Below are 18,644 nucleotides of genomic sequence, written 5' to 3' on the forward strand. Positions count from 1 at the left end.
CCAAGGTGGTAGCCATGCGGCGATGGCTTGCTCGGATAAAGGACCAGGCCGACGCCGTAATCGCACTCATTCTGGCTGTTGTGTTCAGTGTTCTCGGTGTGCTGGAAGCGGTCCCGGGTGACGTGATCAACAATACGATCCTGGTGACTCTGGCGGTGCTGGCCTTCTCTCTCCTACGGGATCGCTGGCGGAAGCAGGAGACCGGTGAGACGGCGCTGCGCAGGTTTTCGGAGCTTATTGGTGATCTGGATGATTCGCTGTACGAGCTTCGAGAGGTGAGGCAGCTGGGTGGTGAGATGGCGCCCGTGTACGGGCTGCTTCGCGGCCTGGCCGAAGTCGAGGTTTTAGCGGGCCCGGCGATCAGCCGGGCATTCTCCGAGGCTCGTCGATCCTGCGACTTCTGGGAGTTCAAGGGAGGCACGGGCACATACCTTCGGGCCAAGACGTTGCCAGAGCTCGCCCGGCTGTCGCGACTGCGGAACCGGCCCATACGTATTCGCGTTGACATCCTGGATCCGGCCGATTTCGAGCTGTGCGACGCCTATGCCAGATATCAGCAGCAGATAGCGCACGAACTATGGCCGCAGGACAACGGCGAAGGAGTCGGGAAGCGTATTCAGCTCAATTGTTTCGCGACTGTTCTTTCCGCTTTCCGGTATAATCAGCGATCTCCGTTGGATATCGAGCTCTCCCTCTCCTCGGTATGGTCCAATCAGCGCTTCGACCGCTACAACGACCATCTGCTCATAACCGTGCGGGACAAAGGTTGGCCCGCCTACCGGATCCGTAGCAATGCGAAGCTCTACGCGGACTATTCGACCCACCTGTCGGTCAGCTTCCGGCAAGCTCGGGCGGTGCGCCTGAGCGGCCTCGGTGACAGCGTATTAGCCGAAATACCGTCGACCGCGGAGATCAGACAGCTTTTCGACCAGCTCCATCTTCCATTGCACTCCTATACGGATCACGACATCGCACACATCCGCCAGCAGGCGCTGACCCCCACCAACCCCTACGGCGACTGACCTCGTTCCGTGGCTCCGGAGGCCGGAGGCCGCCTCGTCAAGGCTCCGCGTGTTCGGGGCGTCTGGCATGCCCGCATGTCCTAGGGTAAGCCTCTAGCGATCTTCGGATGCGCAGCTCGCACCAGCATGTAACACCTCAGGGAGAGCCGTGTCCCCGATGGGCGACCGACCCGATCTTGCGGAGATCGGCGACCTGCTTCGCAAGCAGGACCCTCGCCTTCTCGAAGAGCCGTGCGCCAGACTGCTCGACGCCGTCGCCCGCGATCGCCATCCCGTGGAGCCGTTGCTGCACCCTCTCGGGTTCGTCTACGCCCCGCTCGCCCGCTGGCCACACGCCACTCTGCGCCTGCATCTGTGGCCGCCGGTGGTACGGCGTCGGCACCTGACGGCCGACGAGGTGTCTCCCATGCACGATCACACATGGAACCTCGTCAGCTATATCGCCCACGGCGCCCTGGAAAACGTCGAGGTAAGTGTCGTTGAGGTGGACGAGCCGTCCGATGCTGATTTCCGGGTGTTCACGATCTACGGCGAGGGCGTGGTCGACCGCGTGGTGCCCACCAAAACCCTGGTGAGGATCGAGGCCGAGCGGAAGACGCGCCATTTCGCGAGGAGCGTCTATACGATGCCCGCAGATGTAGTGCACCGGAGCGAGGCTTCCGGTGATCCGACGGTCACCCTCGTCCTGGCGCTGCGGACGGAACGCCAAACCGAACGCGCTCTGGGGGCCCTGGACTTGCCTGCCTACACCACTCGGCGACAGGCGTTTCCAAGAGACGAGTTCACGAAAGCAGTCCGGGACATTTTTCTTGAAAATTAGCTTTGCCGCCAAACACGGCGAATGACCCGCAAGCGTCCGATGGGCGAAACGGGAGAGCGACGGCCCCTGACCAGCGGGCCGTCGCTCTCCTCTTGCCATCAGGCTCTGGTGAGCGGCGGGCGGGAGCGGAGGTCATGGAGCGTCAGCCGACGGACCTGTTCCGACGGTGATGACGACTTTCCCGGCGGGATGGCCCTCGGCGAGGTAGCGGATGGCGTCGGGTGCGTCGGCGAGGGGGTAGGTGCGGTCGATGACCGGGGTGACCGCGCCCGATTCGATCAGCTCTGCCAGCTCCTCCAGCTCTTGGGCGCGTTCCTTGGAGGTCACGCCACGGAGCCGCTGGCTGGTGAACATCGAGACGAAGGGCGCGCGCATCTGGCGGGTGTAGCCACCGAGCAGCCCGCCGGCGTCATGTCCGCCGCCGGCCAGCACCAGGGTCCCGCGCGGGGTCAGGGCGCGCCGCAGCAGCGCCAGTGGGCGGCAGCCAGCGAGGTCGATGATCACGTCGTAGCTCGGCCCGTCGCGGTCGACCTCCTCCCGGGTGTAGTCGATCACCTCGTCGGCGCCGAGTGACCGCACCAGGTCGACCTTGCCGGTGCCGCACACCCCGGTCACCTTCGCGCCGGACGCCTTGGCGATCTGCACCGCGAACGACCCGATGCCGCCGGCCGCCCCGATGACCATCACTCTCTGCCCAGCCTGTACGTGGCCGCCGTCGCGGACGCACTCCAGCGCGGTAACCGCGGAGATGGGCACCGCGGCGGCCTGCTCGAACGACAGCCTGGGCGGCTTGGGCGCGAGCCGCTTGGCGGGGGCGGCCGCGTATTCGGCGAACGTGCCGCTGCGTGGGCTGGTGCCGTACACCTCGTCACCGGGCTTGAACCGCTGAACGCCGGCGCCGACCCCCACGACCACCCCGGCCAGGGCCCGGCCGCGTACGGACACCCTGGGCCTGGTCAGGCCGAACGCGACCCGCACCGCGTACGGCCGGCCGGTCATGCAGACCCACACGCCCGGGTCCACCCCGGCGGCGTGTACCTGGACCAGCACCTCGTCGTCGCCGATCGACGGCCGGTCCATCTCGCGTAACCGGAGGACATCGGCCGAGCCGTACACGTCCTGAGCGATCGCTTTCATGGTGTCTCCTCCTGGGAGTCGGGGTATTGGAACACCTCGTCGAGCGGGACCTTGAACACATGGGCTATCTGGAAGGCCATCTCCAGGGACGGCGAGTAGCGGCCCTGCTCGATGGCGATGACGGTCTGGCGGGTCACGGAGATGCGGTCGGCCAGCTCGGCCTGCGTCATCTCGTCGTGTGCGAAGCGCAGGGCACGGATGCGGTTGGTCACACGGGTCGGTTTCACCATTGAGGCAGGCTCCTGCGGTAGACGATGACCTTGGCGACATTGCCGAGGACCGACGACAGGGCGAAGCACACGTAGATGACGTTGGCGATCCAGAAGCGGTCCCAGTCGGCGATCGCCATGAGCATCGCCGCGACCGCGCCGATCACCACGAACGCCTGGCCGACGTGGTCGCCCAGCCGCCCGATCTCCCGGTCCCTCTCGTCCTTGACCAGGGACGCCGGCCTGGCCGCGGCGACCACGATCTCGAGCGCGATCGTGCCGAGGATGGCCGCTGCCACGCTCCACAGCAGCGCCGCGCCATAGGGCACTTCGGCCAGCGGGCGCTCGCCGGTCCGGCCTAAGACCACGAACGCGTACCCGCCGTACGCGGCGACGGAGACGATCAGCCGGATCCACGCCCGTCTCTCTTCGAGTGTCATGACAGCTCCCTGATGTACAGAATCTTTGACATCTCGAAAGTAGCAAATCTTTGACTTCATGTCTAGAAAGTTTTACATCGCTCTCCGGTCCAAGCCCGGGCCGAACACACGCAAGACCGCCGACGGGTCCGTCGACGGTCTTGGCGTCAATCTGGCGGCCGGAGGCCGCTAGGGCAGTCCCCACGCGGGCGCGCTGTCATCGCCCGGGACATCGCGCGGCCGAGAAGGGTGCTGACCTGGCCGGCTGATGACGGCCGTCCTGCCTCTGCGCAGCGGGATCTCGAGCGTGTCCGTACCGCGGTGGGGGAGCGGTCTGCCGTGCTCGTCGCGGACCTCGACCGGGCCCTCGATGCCGTGCCGGAGCCGCAGCGGCTCGCCCGCCTCGCTGTGGACCCTGATCCAGTCCGTACGCCCCTGGCTCCGCGAGGCGTCCACCAGGAACGCGCCCTGCGTACGCAGCCGCTCGACCGACACGTCGGCCCAGGTGGCGGAGACCGCGGGGAACACCTTGACCACCCCGCCATGGCTCTGGATCAGCATGTCGAGCATCGACTGGGCGGCGGCCAGCGGGCTCTCGATGGCGAAGTTGGCGCCCTCCCTGTACATGGTGTTCGGGGTGATCGCGCAGTTGTCCACGACGTTGCCGTCGATGAAGAAGCGCAGCTGGGCCAGCGCCTCCTCCGGGTTGCCGAACAGCGTCTCCATCGAGGAGGCCGCCGCGAAGCTGTAGCCGTGCCACCGCTCGCGCATGCCGGCCCAGTGCTCGAAGCTGCGCCGGTCGAGCGACTCCTGCAGCGGATACATCCAGAGCAGGTGCGAGTAGTGGCGGTGCGACTCCGCCAGCGGCACGTCCGCGCCGATCATCACCCCGTCCTCGTTCTGGTGGTACGGCACCAGCCGCGCGAGGATCTCCTGCCAGCGGGACTTGCGCGGGTCGTCGAGGCGTAGCCGCTCGGCGCTGTCGAGGAGGGTGCGGCAGCCCCAGCGGATGAGCGAGAGGTCGTAGGTGGCGTCGGAGGCGTTGGCGTACTCGGGCGAGCGGGTCTCGGGCAGGTGCAGCCGCCCGTCGGCGCCCTCGACCAGGAAGCGCTCGTAGTAGGTGATCGCGCCGGTGAGGATCGGGTGGAGCACGTCGCGCAGCACGCCGTCGTCCATGGAGTGGCGGTAGGCGAGCCAGACGTTGTGCATGCCCCAGGTGAGGTTGCCGGTGTGGTCGTTGGGACTCACGCCGGGCACGCCGACGTATCGCGGGCCGGGCCTGAGCATGCGATCGCCCGGATGGCACAGCGCGTACGACTTCCCATCGCGATAACCCGGATTCACATTAAGCTCCAGATTTTCGCGATATTTCCGGAACGTTGTGGTCACCGCGTCCAGCTCCGGGTGGTTCGAGCCGTTGATCATCGGATAGCTGACCTGGACGTTCAGGTTCCACCAGATGTTGGTCCAGCTGTTGCCCGCCTCGGGGAACCACGGCCCCCACTCGGTCACCACGGGCGCGCCGTCCCTGGTGGCCGAGGCCATCTTGTAGAGCTGGATCCAGTAGAACCGCTGCAGCCGCTTGTCCGGGACCGACAGCAGGCTGCGCCGGTAGAACCGCTGCCACCAGAGCCGGTGGGCCACGACCTGCGCCTCCGGGTTCCCGTCGAGCACCTGGCGCACGGTCCGTACGGCCTCCTCGACCCCGGTCGAGTCCGGGTATCCATAGGCGATCGTGGCCGCGAACACCCGCCCGGTGCCGTGCCGGACCTCGCGCCAAGCCGTCGTGTACCCGCCTCCGGCGTGCATGGGCTGCTCGACGTGCCCCTCGGCGACCACCGGTTCGGGATTGCCGGTGTACTCGGGCGGGAGCCGGATCGTCCTGGTCGTATGGGAGGGCAGGGGCGTGAAGCCCCACGCCGCCGCCTCCTCTCCCGGGGTCGGCGTCATGGACACCAGCAGCACGCCGCGCTGGTTGAGCACGAGCGCGCTGAACCGGACGCCGCCCTGGGTGGTCGTCACGGTCCCGGTGAGCTCGGCGCGTTCGAGGTCCAGCCGCCAGTCCACCGCGGTGACGGTCCCGGCGAAGGTCAGTGTCAGATAGCCGATGGGCAGCCGTGAGTAGCCGATCGCCGCCTCCCACTGCCCTCGCTGGTCCTGTACGAGGGAGTGGCTGAGCATGAATCGCAGGACGTTCCCCTCACCGCCCTTGTTGTAGACGTGCACGCCGAGAAACCCGTTGCCCAGGAACGGCCCGTTCTGCCAGCCGCTGGGCAGCCGCTTCCAGATCATGGCGGCGTCACGTAGGACGTCCCCGTACGCGTCCGTCTTCTCCGGTACGGCCTGCGCCCACGCGGTGGGGGAGGTGGCGACCACCGCAGCGGCTCCGCCTAAGGCAAGACCTCCGAGGAATGTTCGTCGCGAGGATGGATTTTCCGACATAGTGCCTCCACTGGGGGGACTGATGAGGCAATTCATCTGATGAATGAGAAGATCTATCCCGATGACTGGCTCTGTCAAGCCCTCTCAACGTGCTGGGTCGGCAGGGGCGACAGGGATTTTCAGCACGAATCGCGCGCCCTTCTCCGAATCCTCGATGGTCAGCGACCCGCCGTGACGCTCGGCGATCTCCCTGGCGATCGCCAGGCCGAGTCCCGTACCCCCCATGTCCTTGCTTCGGGCGGCATCCAGCCGGGTGAAGCGCTGGAAGACGAATTCCCGCTGGTCAGGGGAGATGCCGGGGCCGTCGTCGTTCACCTCGAGCACCGCATCGTCACCCTTGCGGCGGACCGAGATCGCCACGGTGGAGTCGGCGTGCCGCGCGGCGTTGTCCAGGAGGTTGGTGAGCAGGCGGCCGAGTTGGAGCCGGTCTCCGTCGACGACCGCCTCGGGTCCGAGGTCGGTCACGACACGTGCTTTGGGGGCCCGGCGTTCGAGCTCGGACTTGACCAGCTCGCGCAGGTCCACGCGGTCGCCGTCGCACTGGGCGCCGGCGTCGAGCCGGGCCAGCACCAGCAGGTCGACGACGATCGCCTCCAGCCGGTCGAGGCTGGCCAGCAGCGCTTGCGCCATCGCGGGCCAGTCCGCCTCGTCCGGGTGCAGCATGGCCGCTTCCACCTGGGTGCGTATGGCGGTGATGGGACTGCGCAGGTCGTGCGAGGCGTCGGAGGCGAAGCGCCGCTGCTGCTCGACTGCCGCCTCCAGCCGCTCCAAGGTCAGGTTCGCGGTCTCGGCCAGCTTCCGGATCTCGTCGTGGTGGTCGGGCACGGGCACCCGGCGGCCGAGGTCGGTCGAGGTGATCTCGGCCAGCTCGGCGACGATGTCGTCGACGGGGTCGAGGGTCTTGCTGACGGTACGGTAGGCGCCGATCGCCGTGGCACTGATCAGCAGCGCGGACCCGACGAGCAGGGTGATGACGACCGAGCGATCGATGTACCCGGGGACGACGAAATCGGCGCCGTAGACGATCCAGTCGCCTCCGGCCCCGGCGACCCGTATGGCCACGACGATCATGCACGTGTCCCCGAAGCTCGGCAGGGTGCAGACGATCCGGTCCTTGATCAGGTTGTCATCCGGTGGGGCGAAGGAGGCCATGCGTGGTTGGCCGAGCATCCGCATGTTCGCCGCCACGAGCTTGCCGTGGGCGTCCACCACCTGGAGAGCGGGGATTCCATGGTCGGGGAGCAGGGAAGGGAGCTGGTCGCGCGAGATGTGCCGGGCCACGTGCAGCTCGGACTGGAGGATCACGTCGGTCCGGTCGTCCATGGCGCGGTCGTGGGCGGCCAGCAGGATGAACACGCAGAAGACCACGCACAACGCCGCCATGACGGCACCGGCCAGCAGCGTCATCCGTGTCCGTACGGACAACTCGTGCCGCAAGGTCACCATGTCTCTCCGTCCGCCTGACGATCACGCGCCAGGAGCGGATGTGGAGACAGCCGCTCCTGGTTCGCCTGACGCGATCAGGTGTGCCGCGCGTGCAGCATCGGTTTCAGCGCCACCAGTGCGCCTACGGCGAATATCGCGGTGGCCAGGTAGATGAGCCCGAGGTGGCCGAGAGTGGCGAAATGGTACGGGTAGTGCGCGGGCAGGGCGACGACCAGGCCCAGCACTGGGACCACGATCGACGTCACGTACGCCCACCAGAGCCCGTGCCTGACCCCGAACCAGGCGAGTGCCGCGGTGGCCAGCCCGGTCGAGGCGAGGAACCCTGACAGCGCGATGTGCAGGTGCGCGATGTACCTGAACAGGTCGGGACTGAACGACTGGACCTGCGCCCGGCTGACATCGACCTCGTGCGGACCGATGCCGAGCTCCAGGAACCCGCCGGTGAAGTTGCGGATGAAGAAGATCACCGCGTAACCCATGAATGTCAGGCCGGCCAGTGCCATGAGCGCCGCGCCGAGCCGCAGGGCGCCGGGCGCCGCTTCTGTCGCCGGGTGATGAGCGATGGTCGCCATGGCCGCCCCCTTCCTGAAATTGTCGCCAAGGGGGGAGCACGGAATGAACACCCCCATTGTCCCACCTGCACGGGAACGCACTTGGCCACCCTGAGGAGGTGGGAGCTGTGCCGATTATTGGGCATTTTGTGACTGGTGGTTCAGCCGGAGGAGACCGCAGGAATACATACCTCATTGCTACGCTATGAGATGAGTTGATGACGTTGCGTAGTTATGGGGAGTTAGCGTGAAGGTCGCCTGCGTCGGCGGAGGGCCCGCCAGCCTGTACTTCTCGATCCTGATGAAGCGGGTGGACCCGTCCCACGACATCACCGTCTATGAGCGAAATCCGGCCGGGTCGACCTATGGCTGGGGCGTGACATATATCTACGAACTGCTCCACAGTCTCCACGGCGTCGACCCCGAGTCCGCGCGTGCCATCATCGAGAGCTCGGTCCGCTGGGACGGCTGGGTCATGCACGTTTGCGACCGCGCCACGGTGACGGTGGATCACGGGGACGAGGGTTTCGGCATCGGCCGGCATCGATTGCTCGACATCCTCACCGAGCGGGCCCGCTCCCTCGGTGTGCGCATCGAGTACGAGCGCGAGATCGCCGAGGAGGAGGAACTGGCCGACGCCGACCTCGTCGTCGCCGGTGACGGGGTCAACAGCGTGCTGCGCGAGCGCCACTCCGACCATTTCGGGACCCAGGTCGCGGTCGGCCGGAACGTCTACATCTGGCTCGGCACCACCAAGATCTTCGAATCGTTCACCTTCGCCTTCGTGGAGACCGAGCACGGCTGGATCTGGTACTACGGCTACGGATTCGGCAAGGACCACAGCACCTGCGTCATCGAATGCGCCCCTGAGACCTGGCGGGGACTCGGGCTCGACCAGGCGAACGAGGCCGACGGCCTGGCCCTCCTGGAGAAGCTCTTCGCCCAAATCCTGGACGGGCACCCCCTGATCGGCCGGGCGCACCCCGACGGCCGGGCGCACTGGCTGAACTTCCGCACACTGACCAACCGGAAATGGTACCACGGCAACCTCGTCCTGGTCGGGGACGCCGCGCACACCACGCACTACTCCATCGGCGCGGGCACCGCCCTCGCGCTGGGGGACGCCGCATTCCTGGTCAACGCGCTGCACGAGGAGACGGCGCTCAAGCCCGCCCTCGCCCGCTACGAGCGGGAACGCCGGGCGGTCATCCGGGCCACCCAGCGGGCGGCCCGCTACAGCGCGCGGTGGTACGAGAGCCTGCCCCGCTACATCAACCTGCCGCCTTGGCAGCTGTTCGCGCTGCTCGGCCAGCGGCACTCGGTGCTGCTCCCGCACATCCCGCCGCGGCTGTACTACCGGCTGGACCAAGTGGCCGGGAAGCTCGGGCTGGCGCGCGGTCCCAAGCACTGACCGAGATCCGGTCTTGCATTCTGTACCTACTAGTATGTACGGTCAGTGCCGTGGACACGAGGGAACGGCTGATCGAGAGCACCCGGGAGCTGCTGTGGGAGTGCGGCTACGTAGGCACCTCGCCGAAGGCGATCCAGCGGCGATCCGGGGCCGGCCAGGGCAGCATGTACCACCACTTCCGCGGGAAGTCCGACCTGGCGCTGGCCGCGATCACCCGTAGCGCCGAGGAGCTGCGTGATCGCGCTGAGGCGGAGCTCGGCGGCTCGGGCACACCGGTCCAGCGGATCGCCAGCTACCTGCGCCGGGAGCGCGAGGCTCTCAGGGGCTGCCCGGTGGGCCGGCTCACCCAGGACTCGGACGTCATGGCCGATCCCACGTTGCGCCGGCCGATCGAGGAGACCTTCGCGTGGCTGCGCGACCGGCTCGCCGGGGTCCTCACCGAAGCGCGGGCGGCCGGTGAGCTGGCCACCGCGCTCGACCCGGCGGCCACCGCCACCGCGCTCGTCGCGGTGCTGCAGGGCGCGTATGTGCTGGCCCGCGCGGCCGGCGACGCGGACGTCTACGCACAGGCCGTGGACGGCGCGCTCGGCCTGCTCGCTGCCCACTGAACCGGATCGTTGAAAGGAAGAAGTAATGCCATTTGTACGCATTGATGCGGTTCGTGCAGACGAGAAGCGGCTGGCGGCCCTGGGCCGGGCCGTGCACGATGCCCTGGTCGACGCCATCGGCATCCCGCCGGACGACAGGTTCCAGGTGATCACCGGCCATGACGGAACGCGGCGGATGGTCAGCTACGACGACAACTACCTCGGCATCCACCGGGACGACGGCCTCGTGTTCGTGGCCATCACGATGCGCTCCGGGCGCACCGCGGACCAGAAGCAGGCTCTCTACCGCAGGATCGCCGAGCTCGCCCAGGACTACGCGGGCACCGAGCCGCGGAACGTGTTCGTCACGGTCACCGAGAACGAGCCGCTCGACTGGTCGTTCGGCGACGGCGTGGCCCAGTATGCGCGGGCCGCTCCGTGATCTCCACGGCCGTCCCGGGCCGGGACGACCGCCGAGGCTCCGTGATCTCGGCCAGCAGGCTGTCCCAGCGGGCGCCGATCTCCCGCAGGTCATAGGCCCTGGCGGTGCGCTTCGCGGCGGCGCCGAACTTGCGGCGCAGGTCCTCGTTCTCGATGAGCTCGCAGATCGTCTCGGCGAAGGCGCCGACGTCGCCCGGCTCGACCAGGCGGCCGTCGAGACCGTCGGTGATGACCTCGGCCGGACCGGTGGGGCAGTCGAAGGCGACGGCGGGCAGGCCCTTGCTCATCGCCTCGATCAACGCCATCGGCATCCCCTCGGAGCGTGAGCTGAGCAGGAACATCCCCGCCTTCGCCAGCTCCTCTCCGACCTGATCGGTACGCCCCATGAGGAAGGCGCGTCCGTCCAGCCCCGACTCCTCGATCTGGGCCCTCAGCCGCTCGCGCCACGGCCCCGACCCGTAGACGCGCAGCGTCCACTCCGGGTGCCGCTCGCCGACCAGCCGCCAGGCCGCCAGGAGCAGGTCGAAGCCCTTGACCCGATCCAGCCGCCCCACCGCGACGGCGGTCGTGCCGTCCAGCGAGGCGTCGCCGCCGCCTAGAGGTGGCAGGGCATTGGGGATGCAGGTCAGATGGAGCTGGGGCACCGCCCTGGTGTAGCGCTCCAGATCGGCACGGGTCAGTGTGACCAGCGCGTCCAGCTTGCCGTACCGGCGCTTGATGACCTTGCGCAGCTCGGGCTTGTGCGCGGCCAGGTTGCGGTGTTCCTGGCCGATGGTGATGACCCCGGGCGGCGCGAAACCGGCGGCGAACAGGTTGAGGCTCGGCCTGGTGGTGATCAGCACCCCGCCGCGCAGCGAGCGCAGGTAGCGCAGCAGCACCAGATCGGTCAGCAGCGAGCAGCGCCGGTAGGAGGGCTCGGTCGGGGGCACCAGCACGCTGGGCAGCCGCGACAGCCATCGGCGCAGCCTGCCTTTGTCGCGCGTACGGTCATCGAGAACCGAGATCCGCACACCGGAGGGGAGCGGGAAGAACGGCTGGTTCCGCTCGCGGATCAGGCTGACGATCTCGACGTCGTGGTCGCGCGCCAGGTATCCGGCGAGGTTGAGCACCGTGCGGATGGTGCCACCCATGCCGTACGCGTGGAACAACAGGATGCGCACCGTGCCGGCATCGGGCGCGGGTGCCGTGCGGGCCCGCCGCAGGTCCGCCAGCCGGAGCAGCCACAAGGCCGTCCATCGCACCCAGCGTGCCCCCGACCCCAGCAGCCAATTTCGCGATCGCTCGTACACCTCAGCCGCCCCCTACCTGGATGATCGTCACGAGAAGGACATGTCAGAACCCCCCTACCTTTCTACTACATAGTTTGTAGTAGTTGAAGGGGGTGAATCGCCCAGGCACTACAGCTACCCTGCTACACAAGCTGTAAGTAGAGAGTGAGCGCTTATGACCTCACCATCGCGCCAACGCCGGGACCGGGGCGGCCTGGAGAGTGAGGTGCTGGCCATCCTGGCCGGCACCCCTGGTCCGCTGACCCCCGGTGAGGTGGCCCAGCGGCTCGCATCCCCGCTGGCCTACACCACGGTCATGACGGTGCTCAGCCGCCTGCACGACAAGGGCGCCGTCAGCCGGGTCCGCACCGGCCGCGCCTACGCCTACTCCATCCAGCGCGACGAGGCAGCCCGGCGGGCGGCGCAGATGCGCAGCCTGCTCGGTGAGGGCCAGGACCGGGCTCGAGTGCTGGCCCAGTTCGTCGGGGAGCTGTCCGAGCAGGACGAGGCGTTGCTGCAGCGGCTCCTGCGCGAGAGCGGCGGCACCTGACATGCGCGTCGACGTCTACCTGCCGCTGCTCATCTCGCTGCTGCTCGGCCTGGTCGCCGCGCCGCTGGCGCGCTGGCTGCCACCGTCCACCGCCGGCCGTGCCCTGGTGGCCGCCGCGCTGGTATCGGCGGTCAGCACCGCGTACGCGCTCGCGCTGCTCACCTGGACCCTGCTGGCCCAGATCCGGCTGGTGGCCTGGCTCGGCGGTTGGTCCCTGCAGTCCTGGGACGACGCCGATCCCGTGCCCACCCCGGTCGCCTTGGGCGCGGCGCTCGCTCTAGGTGTCGCCGCGATCCGGCTGACCCGCACCATCTTCCGGCATCGCCGGGCCATGGCCGAGGTCCGCCGTGTCGCCGACGAGTTGGACGGCGGACCGGGCGACCTGGTCGTGATCGACGAGGTCCGCCCCGAGGCGTTCGCCCTGCCCGCCCGGCGTGGCGGGCGGGTGGTGGTCTCCACCGGCATGCTGAACGCCCTGAGCCCGGACGAGCGACACGTCCTGCTGGCCCATGAGAACGCCCACCTGGCCCACCGCCACCACCTGTGCCGGGCGCTCGCCGACGCGGCCGCCGCGGTCAATCCCCTCCTGTATCGCCTTCCCCGGGCCGTCGGCTACGCCACCGAACGCTGGGCCGACGAAGAAGCCGCGAGCGCCGTCGGTGATCGCGCGCTCGCCGCCCGGGCGCTGGCTCGCGCCGCCCTCGCCTCGCTGGCCGCATCGTCTTCTCCCGCGGCCCCGGCGATGGGCTACCACTCGTCGGACGTACCCGAGCGAGTGCGCTCCCTGCTCAGCCCCCGGCCACGGCGCCGGCCCGTGCTCGTGGCCGTGCTCGCCGCCCTGGCCGTCCTGACGCTGTGGGCGCCGCTGAACGCCAACCAGGACGCCGAGTCGCTGCTGGTGCACAGCGGGGCGCCCATCTTCCTGCTCTGCGCTCCCCACTGCCCGGCCTGAAGCTGGGTCAGGGGCGGTGGGAGAAACGGTCGACCAGGATGGCCAGCCGCTGGTCGTGGAACTCGCGGGGGAGCCTGCCGCCGCGCATGAGCGTCACCAGCCCGTGCAGGCCGCTCCAGAAGGTTTCGGTGAGCAGGCCGAGGTCGTCGTCGCCGACCTGCGATTCCAGCGCCTGGCTCAGCTCGCCGAAGGCCGCCTGCAGGGGAGCCGGTGCCTCGGGGGTGGCGAAGGGCAGGTCGACGGCCAGATTGAAGATCACGTCGTACAGTGCGGGCCGCCGTTCGGCGAAGTCCGCGTAGGCGGCGCCGACGGCGGCGAGGGCCTGCCGGGGGTCGTCTGTCGAAGTACGGGCCGCGCGCAGGTCGACGGCCAGGTCGGCGCAGCCCTCCACCGCGACCGCCGCCATGATGGCGTCCTTGCCCTTGAAGTGGCTGTAGAGCACCGGCTGGCTGTATTCGACCTGTTCGGCCAGGCGGCGCGTCGTCACCGCCTCCCAGCCCTCGGCCTCGGCCAGCGTCCGGGCCGCTGTGATGATCAACCGTTCCCGCTCCGCCCGCTCGCGTTCCTTGCGCTCCTGAATCGACATGCCGACAACTCTAGCATCGCTAGCACTTCTGTCGATGCTCTAAATCCGGGCGGCGGGCGGGCCGCCGCCCGGAGCCACCTGGTCAGGCGATGGTGCAGGTCGTGCCGCCCAGGGTGAAGGAGGTGGGTTTGCCGGTGTTACCGGTGTGAGTGGCCTGGAAGCCGAAGTTGGTGGAGGCTCCGGGCGCGATGGTGGCGTTGTAGCTGACGTTCCTGGCCGTGACCTGACCGCTGGAGGGGGAGACGGTGGCGTTCCAGGCGGAGGTGACCGTCTGCCCGCCGGGGAGGGTGAAGGTCAGGGCCCAGGTGTTGATCGGGGACGCGCTGGTGTTGGTGATGGTGACGGATGCGGTGAATCCGGTGTTCCAGCTGTTCATGGTGTAGGTGACGCCGCAGGGTCCGCCGGGCGTCGGCGTGGGAGTCGGGGTGGGTGTCGGGGTGGGTGTCGGCGAAGGGCCGGTGGACCCGCCGTCCAGGCCGAAGAACTGGATGACCCCGGCGGCCATGCCGCCCTGCGGAAGGCTGTGCCCGATCCCTTGGATGCTGACGCCCTCGACGGCGACCATGGTGCCGGTGCCGCCGTAACGGGTCCGGGTCCAGGACGCCTGCGGGTGGTCGGTGAACGTGGGCGTCTGGCTGAGGCCGTGGACGTCGGTCCACTGCTTGATCTCTTCCTGGAAGTTCGGGTAGCGGAGCGTGGCGTCCTCGGTGCCGTGCCACAGTTGCATGCGCGGACGCGCCCCGGTGTAGCCGGGGAAGGCGCCGCGTACGAGGTCGCCCCACTGCTGCGGGGTCTTGATGATGGTGCCGTTGGCGCAGGCGCTGTTCCAGCTGGAGCCGTCGGTGGTGGCGAAGCAGCCGAACGGCACGCCCATGAACGCCGCCCCGGCCTTGAAGACGTCGGGATAGTCGCCCAGCAGCACGTTCGTCATCATGCCGCCCGAGGACGCGCCGGTCACGTAGACCCGGGAGGCGTCGCCGTTGTTGTGCTGCTCGACATACTTGACCATGGACACGATCCCCACCGGGTCGCTGCCGCCGTCGTGCTTGAGCGCCTGTGGCGAGGAGACGTCGAAGCAGGATCCGCTCCTGGTGGCGGAGGGGTAGATGACGATGAATCCGTACCTGTCCGCCAGCGAGGCGAACTCGGTCCCGGAGTAGAAGGCCGGGCCGGAGCCCGTGCAGTAGTGCACGGCCACCAGGATCGGCGGCCGGGCCGCGACGTTGTTCGGTACGTACACGTACATCCGCAGCCCGCTGGGGTTGGTGCCGAAGTTGGTCACCTCGGTGAGCGAGGCCGGCGAGGCCGGCGGCGCCATGGTCAGCCACGCGATGACGAACATCGCGGCGGCGATCAAGGCGCCGAGCACTCTGGTGGTCATCCTCATCCGCTGCCCCTCTCTCGATGCGACCCCGAAATATTCGGAGTATTCTTAAAAACGTTTCGAGAGACAAGGACCCAAGTGGGCCGCCATGCCCGGCATTCGAGTGACCTGGGGAATCTGCTTAACCCAGGCTCGGATTCTTGAAAGTTTCGGAAATCACCTGGTCAGGCTGGTACGTAGGTGTGCGCGTACGGCGGGGGTCAGCACCTGGCCGGCCCGTTCCACCATGAGCGTCATGTGGTACGCCACGAGCGCCATGTCGCAGTCAGGCGCGACGAGAACGGCCAGGCATGAGCCGTCGCTGATCGACATCGTCAGCAGCAGCCCATGCTGCATCTCCACCACGGACTGGGTGACGGTGCCGGCCTCGAAGACCCTGGCCGCTCCCAGCGTCAAACTCACCAGCCCCGCGGCGATCGTGGCCAGTTGCTCGGCCCGGTCGGCGGGAAAGGCCGCCGAGACCGCGAGGGGCAGTCCATCGGATGAGACGACGATCGCGTGGGCGACGCCTGGGACGGTGCTGACGAATTCAGTGACCAGCCAGTCGAGCCCATGCCCCACGTAAGTCAGGTCGTTCATGCACCCAGTTCCCTGTTCATGGGGCCAGTAGAAGGGGCCCTGCCCTGACTGATGTCCTCGCGCGCGGCCCGGAGGCCCTTCTGGAAACTCGCCAGGCGGTTGCGCGCCCGGTCGGGTGAGATCGGCGGCGCCGGCGGGACGTCCTTCGGCGCGGTGGACGCGCCGGCCGAACCCGGCACGAGGTTGGCCTTGGGCACCCGTCTGGGCAACCCGGCGGCCGTCGCGCCGTCACGTACCGGCTCGACCGCGGCCGCCGCGGCGTGCCAGCCGGCATCCGCCTGGGCGGAACTCCAGTTCGCGCCGCTTTCACCACGCTCGAACCAGGCCGACTCGATCGACTCGTAGATCGGCAGGTACTCATCACCCCCGGAGGCCGGCCGCACGGCCGGGATCGGGCCGGTGGCGGCCGACTCGGTCTCGGGGAAGTCGTATCCGGCCCGCGCCGGGCCGTCCACGCGGTCGCCGAGGCTCCTGCTCGGCGGCTGGTCGCCAGTGGGCCATTTCGGCGGGTCGTTATCGCCGGACCAGCCGACCGGCGTTCTCGACGGCGTCCAGATGTCGCCGGTGTCGTAGGAGCCGAAGCTCGCGCGCGGCACGGCCGGCCGACCGGTCTCGGCAGGCCGCGGGGGCGGCGAGGGCCAGGCGCCTGCCGAGCCCGGAGGATTGGAGGGATACGACGGGTGTCCCGGGCCCATCTGGTACGTGGCCGCCGGCAACGGCGGCGGCGTGGAATAGGCCTCCTCGCGGCCCCCGACGGGCATGCCGGCGTAGGCGGGCGAAGGCATGCCCAGCAGCGCCTCCGGAATCAGCACCATGGCGGTGAGACCGCCGGAGCCGTGCGGGCGCAGCTGTACGCGGACGCCGTGCCGGTGCGCCAGCCTGGCGACCACGAACAGGCCCATGCGGCGCGACACCGAGACGTCCACGATGGGCGCGTTGGTAAGGCGGTCGTTGGCCTGGGTCAGTTCGTCCTGGGTCATGCCGATGCCGGAGTCGGTGATCGACAGCATCACGCCGCCTCCGTCAATGCGGCTGCCGGAGACCGTGACGCGGGTCTCGCGGGGCGAGAACGACAGCGCGTTCTCCACCAGCTCGGCCAGCAGGTGGATGACGTCGTTGACGGCCTGACCGGCGACGGCAACGCCGTCGGGCACCTGCAGGACGACCCGCTCGTAGTTCTCGACCTCCGACAGGGAGGCGCGGGCCACGTCGACCAGCTTGACCGGCTGGCTCCAGCGGCGCGGCGGGTCCTGACCGGCGAGGACGAGCAGGTTCTCGCTGTTACGGCGCATACGGGTGGCCAGGTGGTCCAGCTTGAACAGGTTCGCCAACCGGCTCTCGTCCTGCTCGCCCTGCTCCAGCCCGTCGATGAGGGTGATCTGCCGCTCGACCAGCGTCTGGCTTCTGCGCGAGAGGTTGACGAACATCGCGTTGACGTTGCTTCGGAGTCGGGACTCCTCACCGGCCAGCCGGACGGCTTCCCGGTGTACCTCGTCGAACGCCCGCGCGACTTCACCGATCTCGTCCGTCGACGAGATGGCGATCGGCGGCACCTGGACATCGTCCGCGCTGACCTCGCTGGTGCGGAGCTGCCGAACGAGCTCAGGCAGCGTTTGGCCGGCGACCTTGAGCGCGTCTCCGCGCAACCGCCTGAGCGGCCGGACGAGCGAGCGGGCCATGACGGCGGTGACGGCGAGGACCAGGATGATCAGGGTGATGACGAGGGCGATGTTGAGCCCGGCCACGTACTGGTCGTTGCCCTGGACGTCGGCGCTGATGGTGGCGACCTGCTGCGACATCGCCTTCTGCACGGTGTGCGCGCTGTCGACGGTGTCGCTGATGGACTCGAACCAGCGGGCGACGTCGTCGGTGGTCGAGGTGTCGAGCCGCCGCAGGGACAGGCCCGTGTTGGTGAGGAACACGGCCCTGTTCATGTAGAACTCGCCCCGGCCGACCTTCACGCTGGCGACCGTGTTGTCGAAGAACTGCCGCTGGGCGACGGTGGCCACGGTGCGGAACGAGGTGCGTTCGCTCTCACGCCTGGAGCGGGCATCGAGGAACGCTTTGTACTCGGGTTCTTCGAACGACCCTCTGACCAGCGCGATCATCAGCAGGCCTCGCAGTTTGGAGGTCTCCTCCTCATAGCGGGCGATGGCTCGCAGGGCCGCGGTCGTGGAGATGAGCTGCTCGTCTGTCGAGCCCTGTGTGACCTCGTCGTAGAGTTGCAGCATCTCGGCGATGGCCTCGGAATACTTCTCCATCGTCGGGAGCGGCGGCAGCAGTGTGCCGGCCACGGTGGCTCGCAGCGAGGCGAGCTGGGTCAGCCTGGTGCGTATGGTGGCCAGCTTCCTGCGGCCGAGATCGGACAGCGAGTCCTCGGCCGTCGCGGCGGCCGCGTTCGTGCGCGCCACGCTGGCGTTCACGATCCCCTGCTGGGCCGCGAGCTGCTCCTTCTCGGCCGATGCCCTGTTGGAGGCGACGAACTGCGCCGAGAGGTCACGTTCGAGGGCCATCTCGCGGGACAGCTCGCCGAGTTGCGCGACGAGGGAACTCACGTTGCTGATGTGCTGATACTGCTGTGCGCTGCTGATCGAGGTGGCGACGCGTAGCCCGCCCAGCATAACGGCTACCAGGGTGGGAATGGCAATGAGAGAAATGAGGCGGGTTCGCACCCGCCAATTGCGCAAGGCCATTGCGCTACCGCGGGCGGGCGCCGAGTCGGTTGACTTCGAATTCGCTACTGAATGTCCCGGCAGAGCGGGGGCCCCGACGCGTCCGTGTTTGGTCGTCGTTGTCCTCACTGGTGGCAACCTCTCGCGTGGCCTGCTACAGGGAATTCG

At 68.4% G+C, this 18,644-nt stretch carries 18 protein-coding genes; 7 read left to right on the plus strand and 11 right to left on the minus strand.

Annotation, left to right across the window (positions count from 1 at the left end):
- Positions 1 to 14 precede the first annotated feature (14 nt).
- Both AB0B64_RS13315 and AB0B64_RS13320 read left to right on the plus strand, forming a co-directional pair.
- A complete protein-coding gene (locus tag AB0B64_RS13315) occupies positions 15 to 1,022 on the plus strand; it encodes a hypothetical protein (RefSeq protein WP_357941749.1) in 1,008 nt (335 codons plus the stop codon).
- A 157-nt stretch (positions 1,023 to 1,179) separates the two neighbouring features.
- On the plus strand, positions 1,180 to 1,842 hold the full coding sequence (locus AB0B64_RS13320) for a hypothetical protein (protein WP_358177097.1): 663 nt from the start codon (positions 1,180 to 1,182) through the stop codon (positions 1,840 to 1,842).
- A gap of 132 nt (positions 1,843 to 1,974) precedes the next feature.
- Here the strand turns inward: AB0B64_RS13320 and AB0B64_RS13325 are convergent, their stop codons facing one another.
- From AB0B64_RS13325 to AB0B64_RS13350, 6 genes are all read right to left on the minus strand, one after another.
- Positions 1,975 to 2,979 (minus strand): NAD(P)-dependent alcohol dehydrogenase, encoded by a 1,005-nt coding sequence (locus tag AB0B64_RS13325; RefSeq protein ID WP_358177100.1) that lies wholly within the window; start codon positions 2,977 to 2,979, stop codon positions 1,975 to 1,977.
- Entirely contained in the window at positions 2,976 to 3,209 is a 234-nt protein-coding gene (locus AB0B64_RS13330) for a helix-turn-helix transcriptional regulator (RefSeq protein WP_358177103.1), read from the minus strand. Before AB0B64_RS13330 ends, AB0B64_RS13325 begins: the two co-directional genes overlap by 4 nt.
- Positions 3,203 to 3,628, minus strand: coding sequence for a hypothetical protein (locus AB0B64_RS13335; RefSeq protein ID WP_357941757.1), 426 nt, complete (start codon positions 3,626 to 3,628; stop codon positions 3,203 to 3,205). Before AB0B64_RS13335 ends, AB0B64_RS13330 begins: the two co-directional genes overlap by 7 nt.
- 168 nt (positions 3,629 to 3,796) lie before the next feature.
- Complete coding sequence (locus tag AB0B64_RS13340) at positions 3,797 to 6,085, minus strand: glycoside hydrolase family 95-like protein (RefSeq protein ID WP_358177106.1); 2,289 nt, start codon at positions 6,083 to 6,085, stop codon at positions 3,797 to 3,799.
- Between the two features lie 48 nt (positions 6,086 to 6,133).
- Positions 6,134 to 7,495, minus strand: a complete 1,362-nt coding sequence (locus AB0B64_RS13345; protein ID WP_358177109.1) for an ATP-binding protein — start codon at positions 7,493 to 7,495, stop codon at positions 6,134 to 6,136.
- 74 nt (positions 7,496 to 7,569) lie between these two features.
- Entirely contained in the window at positions 7,570 to 8,067 is a 498-nt protein-coding gene (locus AB0B64_RS13350) for a hypothetical protein (RefSeq protein ID WP_357941762.1), read from the minus strand.
- A gap of 226 nt (positions 8,068 to 8,293) precedes the next feature.
- Between AB0B64_RS13350 and AB0B64_RS13355 the strand changes: the two genes are divergently transcribed.
- Genes AB0B64_RS13355 through AB0B64_RS13365 form a run of 3 tightly spaced genes read left to right on the plus strand, consistent with a single transcriptional unit; the run spans position 8,294 to position 10,486 of the window.
- Entirely contained in the window at positions 8,294 to 9,457 is a 1,164-nt protein-coding gene (locus tag AB0B64_RS13355) for an FAD-dependent monooxygenase (RefSeq protein ID WP_358177112.1), read from the plus strand.
- 50 nt (positions 9,458 to 9,507) lie between these two features.
- Entirely contained in the window at positions 9,508 to 10,065 is a 558-nt protein-coding gene (locus AB0B64_RS13360; protein ID WP_358177114.1) for a TetR/AcrR family transcriptional regulator, read from the plus strand.
- 25 nt (positions 10,066 to 10,090) lie between these two features.
- The gene (locus AB0B64_RS13365) at positions 10,091 to 10,486 is read left to right on the plus strand and encodes a tautomerase family protein (protein WP_358177117.1); all 396 of its coding nucleotides are present in this window, start codon (positions 10,091 to 10,093) and stop codon (positions 10,484 to 10,486) included.
- On the opposite strand, the gene AB0B64_RS13370 is transcribed toward AB0B64_RS13365, so the two are convergent.
- Positions 10,416 to 11,774 carry a glycosyltransferase family 4 protein gene (locus AB0B64_RS13370; RefSeq protein ID WP_358177120.1) on the minus strand — a complete coding sequence of 453 codons (1,359 nt, stop codon included), beginning with the start codon at positions 11,772 to 11,774 and terminating at the stop codon, positions 10,416 to 10,418. The two genes, AB0B64_RS13365 and AB0B64_RS13370, sit on opposite strands and share 71 nt — an antisense overlap.
- A gap of 154 nt (positions 11,775 to 11,928) precedes the next feature.
- Here AB0B64_RS13370 and AB0B64_RS13375 point away from each other — a divergent pair, with 154 nt between their 5' ends.
- Both AB0B64_RS13375 and AB0B64_RS13380 read left to right on the plus strand, forming a co-directional pair.
- Positions 11,929 to 12,303 carry a BlaI/MecI/CopY family transcriptional regulator gene (locus tag AB0B64_RS13375; protein ID WP_357941772.1) on the plus strand — a complete coding sequence of 125 codons (375 nt, stop codon included), beginning with the start codon at positions 11,929 to 11,931 and terminating at the stop codon, positions 12,301 to 12,303.
- A 1-nt stretch (position 12,304) separates the two neighbouring features.
- On the plus strand, positions 12,305 to 13,255 hold the full coding sequence (locus tag AB0B64_RS13380) for a M56 family metallopeptidase (protein WP_357941774.1): 951 nt from the start codon (positions 12,305 to 12,307) through the stop codon (positions 13,253 to 13,255).
- 7 nt (positions 13,256 to 13,262) lie between these two features.
- Here AB0B64_RS13380 and AB0B64_RS13385 read toward each other — a convergent pair whose 3' ends face one another.
- The 4 genes from AB0B64_RS13385 to AB0B64_RS13400 all read right to left on the minus strand — a co-directional run bounded on the left by AB0B64_RS13385 (position 13,263) and on the right by AB0B64_RS13400 (position 18,425).
- Positions 13,263 to 13,841, minus strand: a complete 579-nt coding sequence (locus tag AB0B64_RS13385) for a TetR/AcrR family transcriptional regulator (protein WP_357941776.1) — start codon at positions 13,839 to 13,841, stop codon at positions 13,263 to 13,265.
- Positions 13,842 to 13,923: 82 nt separating this feature from the next.
- Positions 13,924 to 15,228: a PHB depolymerase family esterase gene (locus AB0B64_RS13390; protein WP_357941778.1), complete on the minus strand. Its 1,305-nt coding sequence runs from the start codon at positions 15,226 to 15,228 to the stop codon at positions 13,924 to 13,926.
- A 153-nt stretch (positions 15,229 to 15,381) separates the two neighbouring features.
- Positions 15,382 to 15,804: a roadblock/LC7 domain-containing protein gene (locus AB0B64_RS13395; protein WP_357941780.1), complete on the minus strand. Its 423-nt coding sequence runs from the start codon at positions 15,802 to 15,804 to the stop codon at positions 15,382 to 15,384.
- A complete protein-coding gene (locus tag AB0B64_RS13400; RefSeq protein WP_358177123.1) occupies positions 15,801 to 18,425 on the minus strand; it encodes a nitrate- and nitrite sensing domain-containing protein in 2,625 nt (874 codons plus the stop codon). The genes AB0B64_RS13395 and AB0B64_RS13400 overlap by 4 nt, the downstream gene beginning before the upstream one ends.
- Positions 18,426 to 18,644: the final 219 nt, after the last annotated feature.

The sequence above is a fragment of the Nonomuraea sp. NPDC049129 genome (assembly GCF_040648495.1).
Classification (GTDB): domain Bacteria; phylum Actinomycetota; class Actinomycetes; order Streptosporangiales; family Streptosporangiaceae; genus Nonomuraea.

Bases quoted from the DNA above. Each gene is read 5' to 3' on its own strand.
- AB0B64_RS13315 (WP_357941749.1), top strand. From the start codon at position 15: ATGCGGCGATGGCTTGCTCGGATAAAGGACCAGGCCGACGCCGTAATC.
- AB0B64_RS13320 (WP_358177097.1), top strand. From the start codon at position 1,180: ATGGGCGACCGACCCGATCTTGCGGAGATCGGCGACCTGCTTCGCAAG.
- AB0B64_RS13325 (WP_358177100.1), bottom strand. From the start codon at position 2,979: ATGAAAGCGATCGCTCAGGACGTGTACGGCTCGGCCGATGTCCTCCGG.
- AB0B64_RS13330 (WP_358177103.1), bottom strand. From the start codon at position 3,209: ATGGTGAAACCGACCCGTGTGACCAACCGCATCCGTGCCCTGCGCTTC.
- AB0B64_RS13335 (WP_357941757.1), bottom strand. From the start codon at position 3,628: ATGACACTCGAAGAGAGACGGGCGTGGATCCGGCTGATCGTCTCCGTC.
- AB0B64_RS13340 (WP_358177106.1), bottom strand. From the start codon at position 6,085: ATGAATTGCCTCATCAGTCCCCCCAGTGGAGGCACTATGTCGGAAAAT.
- AB0B64_RS13345 (WP_358177109.1), bottom strand. From the start codon at position 7,495: ATGGTGACCTTGCGGCACGAGTTGTCCGTACGGACACGGATGACGCTG.
- AB0B64_RS13350 (WP_357941762.1), bottom strand. From the start codon at position 8,067: ATGGCGACCATCGCTCATCACCCGGCGACAGAAGCGGCGCCCGGCGCC.
- AB0B64_RS13365 (WP_358177117.1), top strand. From the start codon at position 10,091: ATGCCATTTGTACGCATTGATGCGGTTCGTGCAGACGAGAAGCGGCTG.
- AB0B64_RS13375 (WP_357941772.1), top strand. From the start codon at position 11,929: ATGACCTCACCATCGCGCCAACGCCGGGACCGGGGCGGCCTGGAGAGT.
- AB0B64_RS13380 (WP_357941774.1), top strand. From the start codon at position 12,305: ATGCGCGTCGACGTCTACCTGCCGCTGCTCATCTCGCTGCTGCTCGGC.
- AB0B64_RS13385 (WP_357941776.1), bottom strand. From the start codon at position 13,841: ATGTCGATTCAGGAGCGCAAGGAACGCGAGCGGGCGGAGCGGGAACGG.
- AB0B64_RS13390 (WP_357941778.1), bottom strand. From the start codon at position 15,228: ATGAGGATGACCACCAGAGTGCTCGGCGCCTTGATCGCCGCCGCGATG.
- AB0B64_RS13395 (WP_357941780.1), bottom strand. From the start codon at position 15,804: ATGAACGACCTGACTTACGTGGGGCATGGGCTCGACTGGCTGGTCACT.
- AB0B64_RS13400 (WP_358177123.1), bottom strand. From the start codon at position 18,425: ATGCTGGGCGGGCTACGCGTCGCCACCTCGATCAGCAGCGCACAGCAG.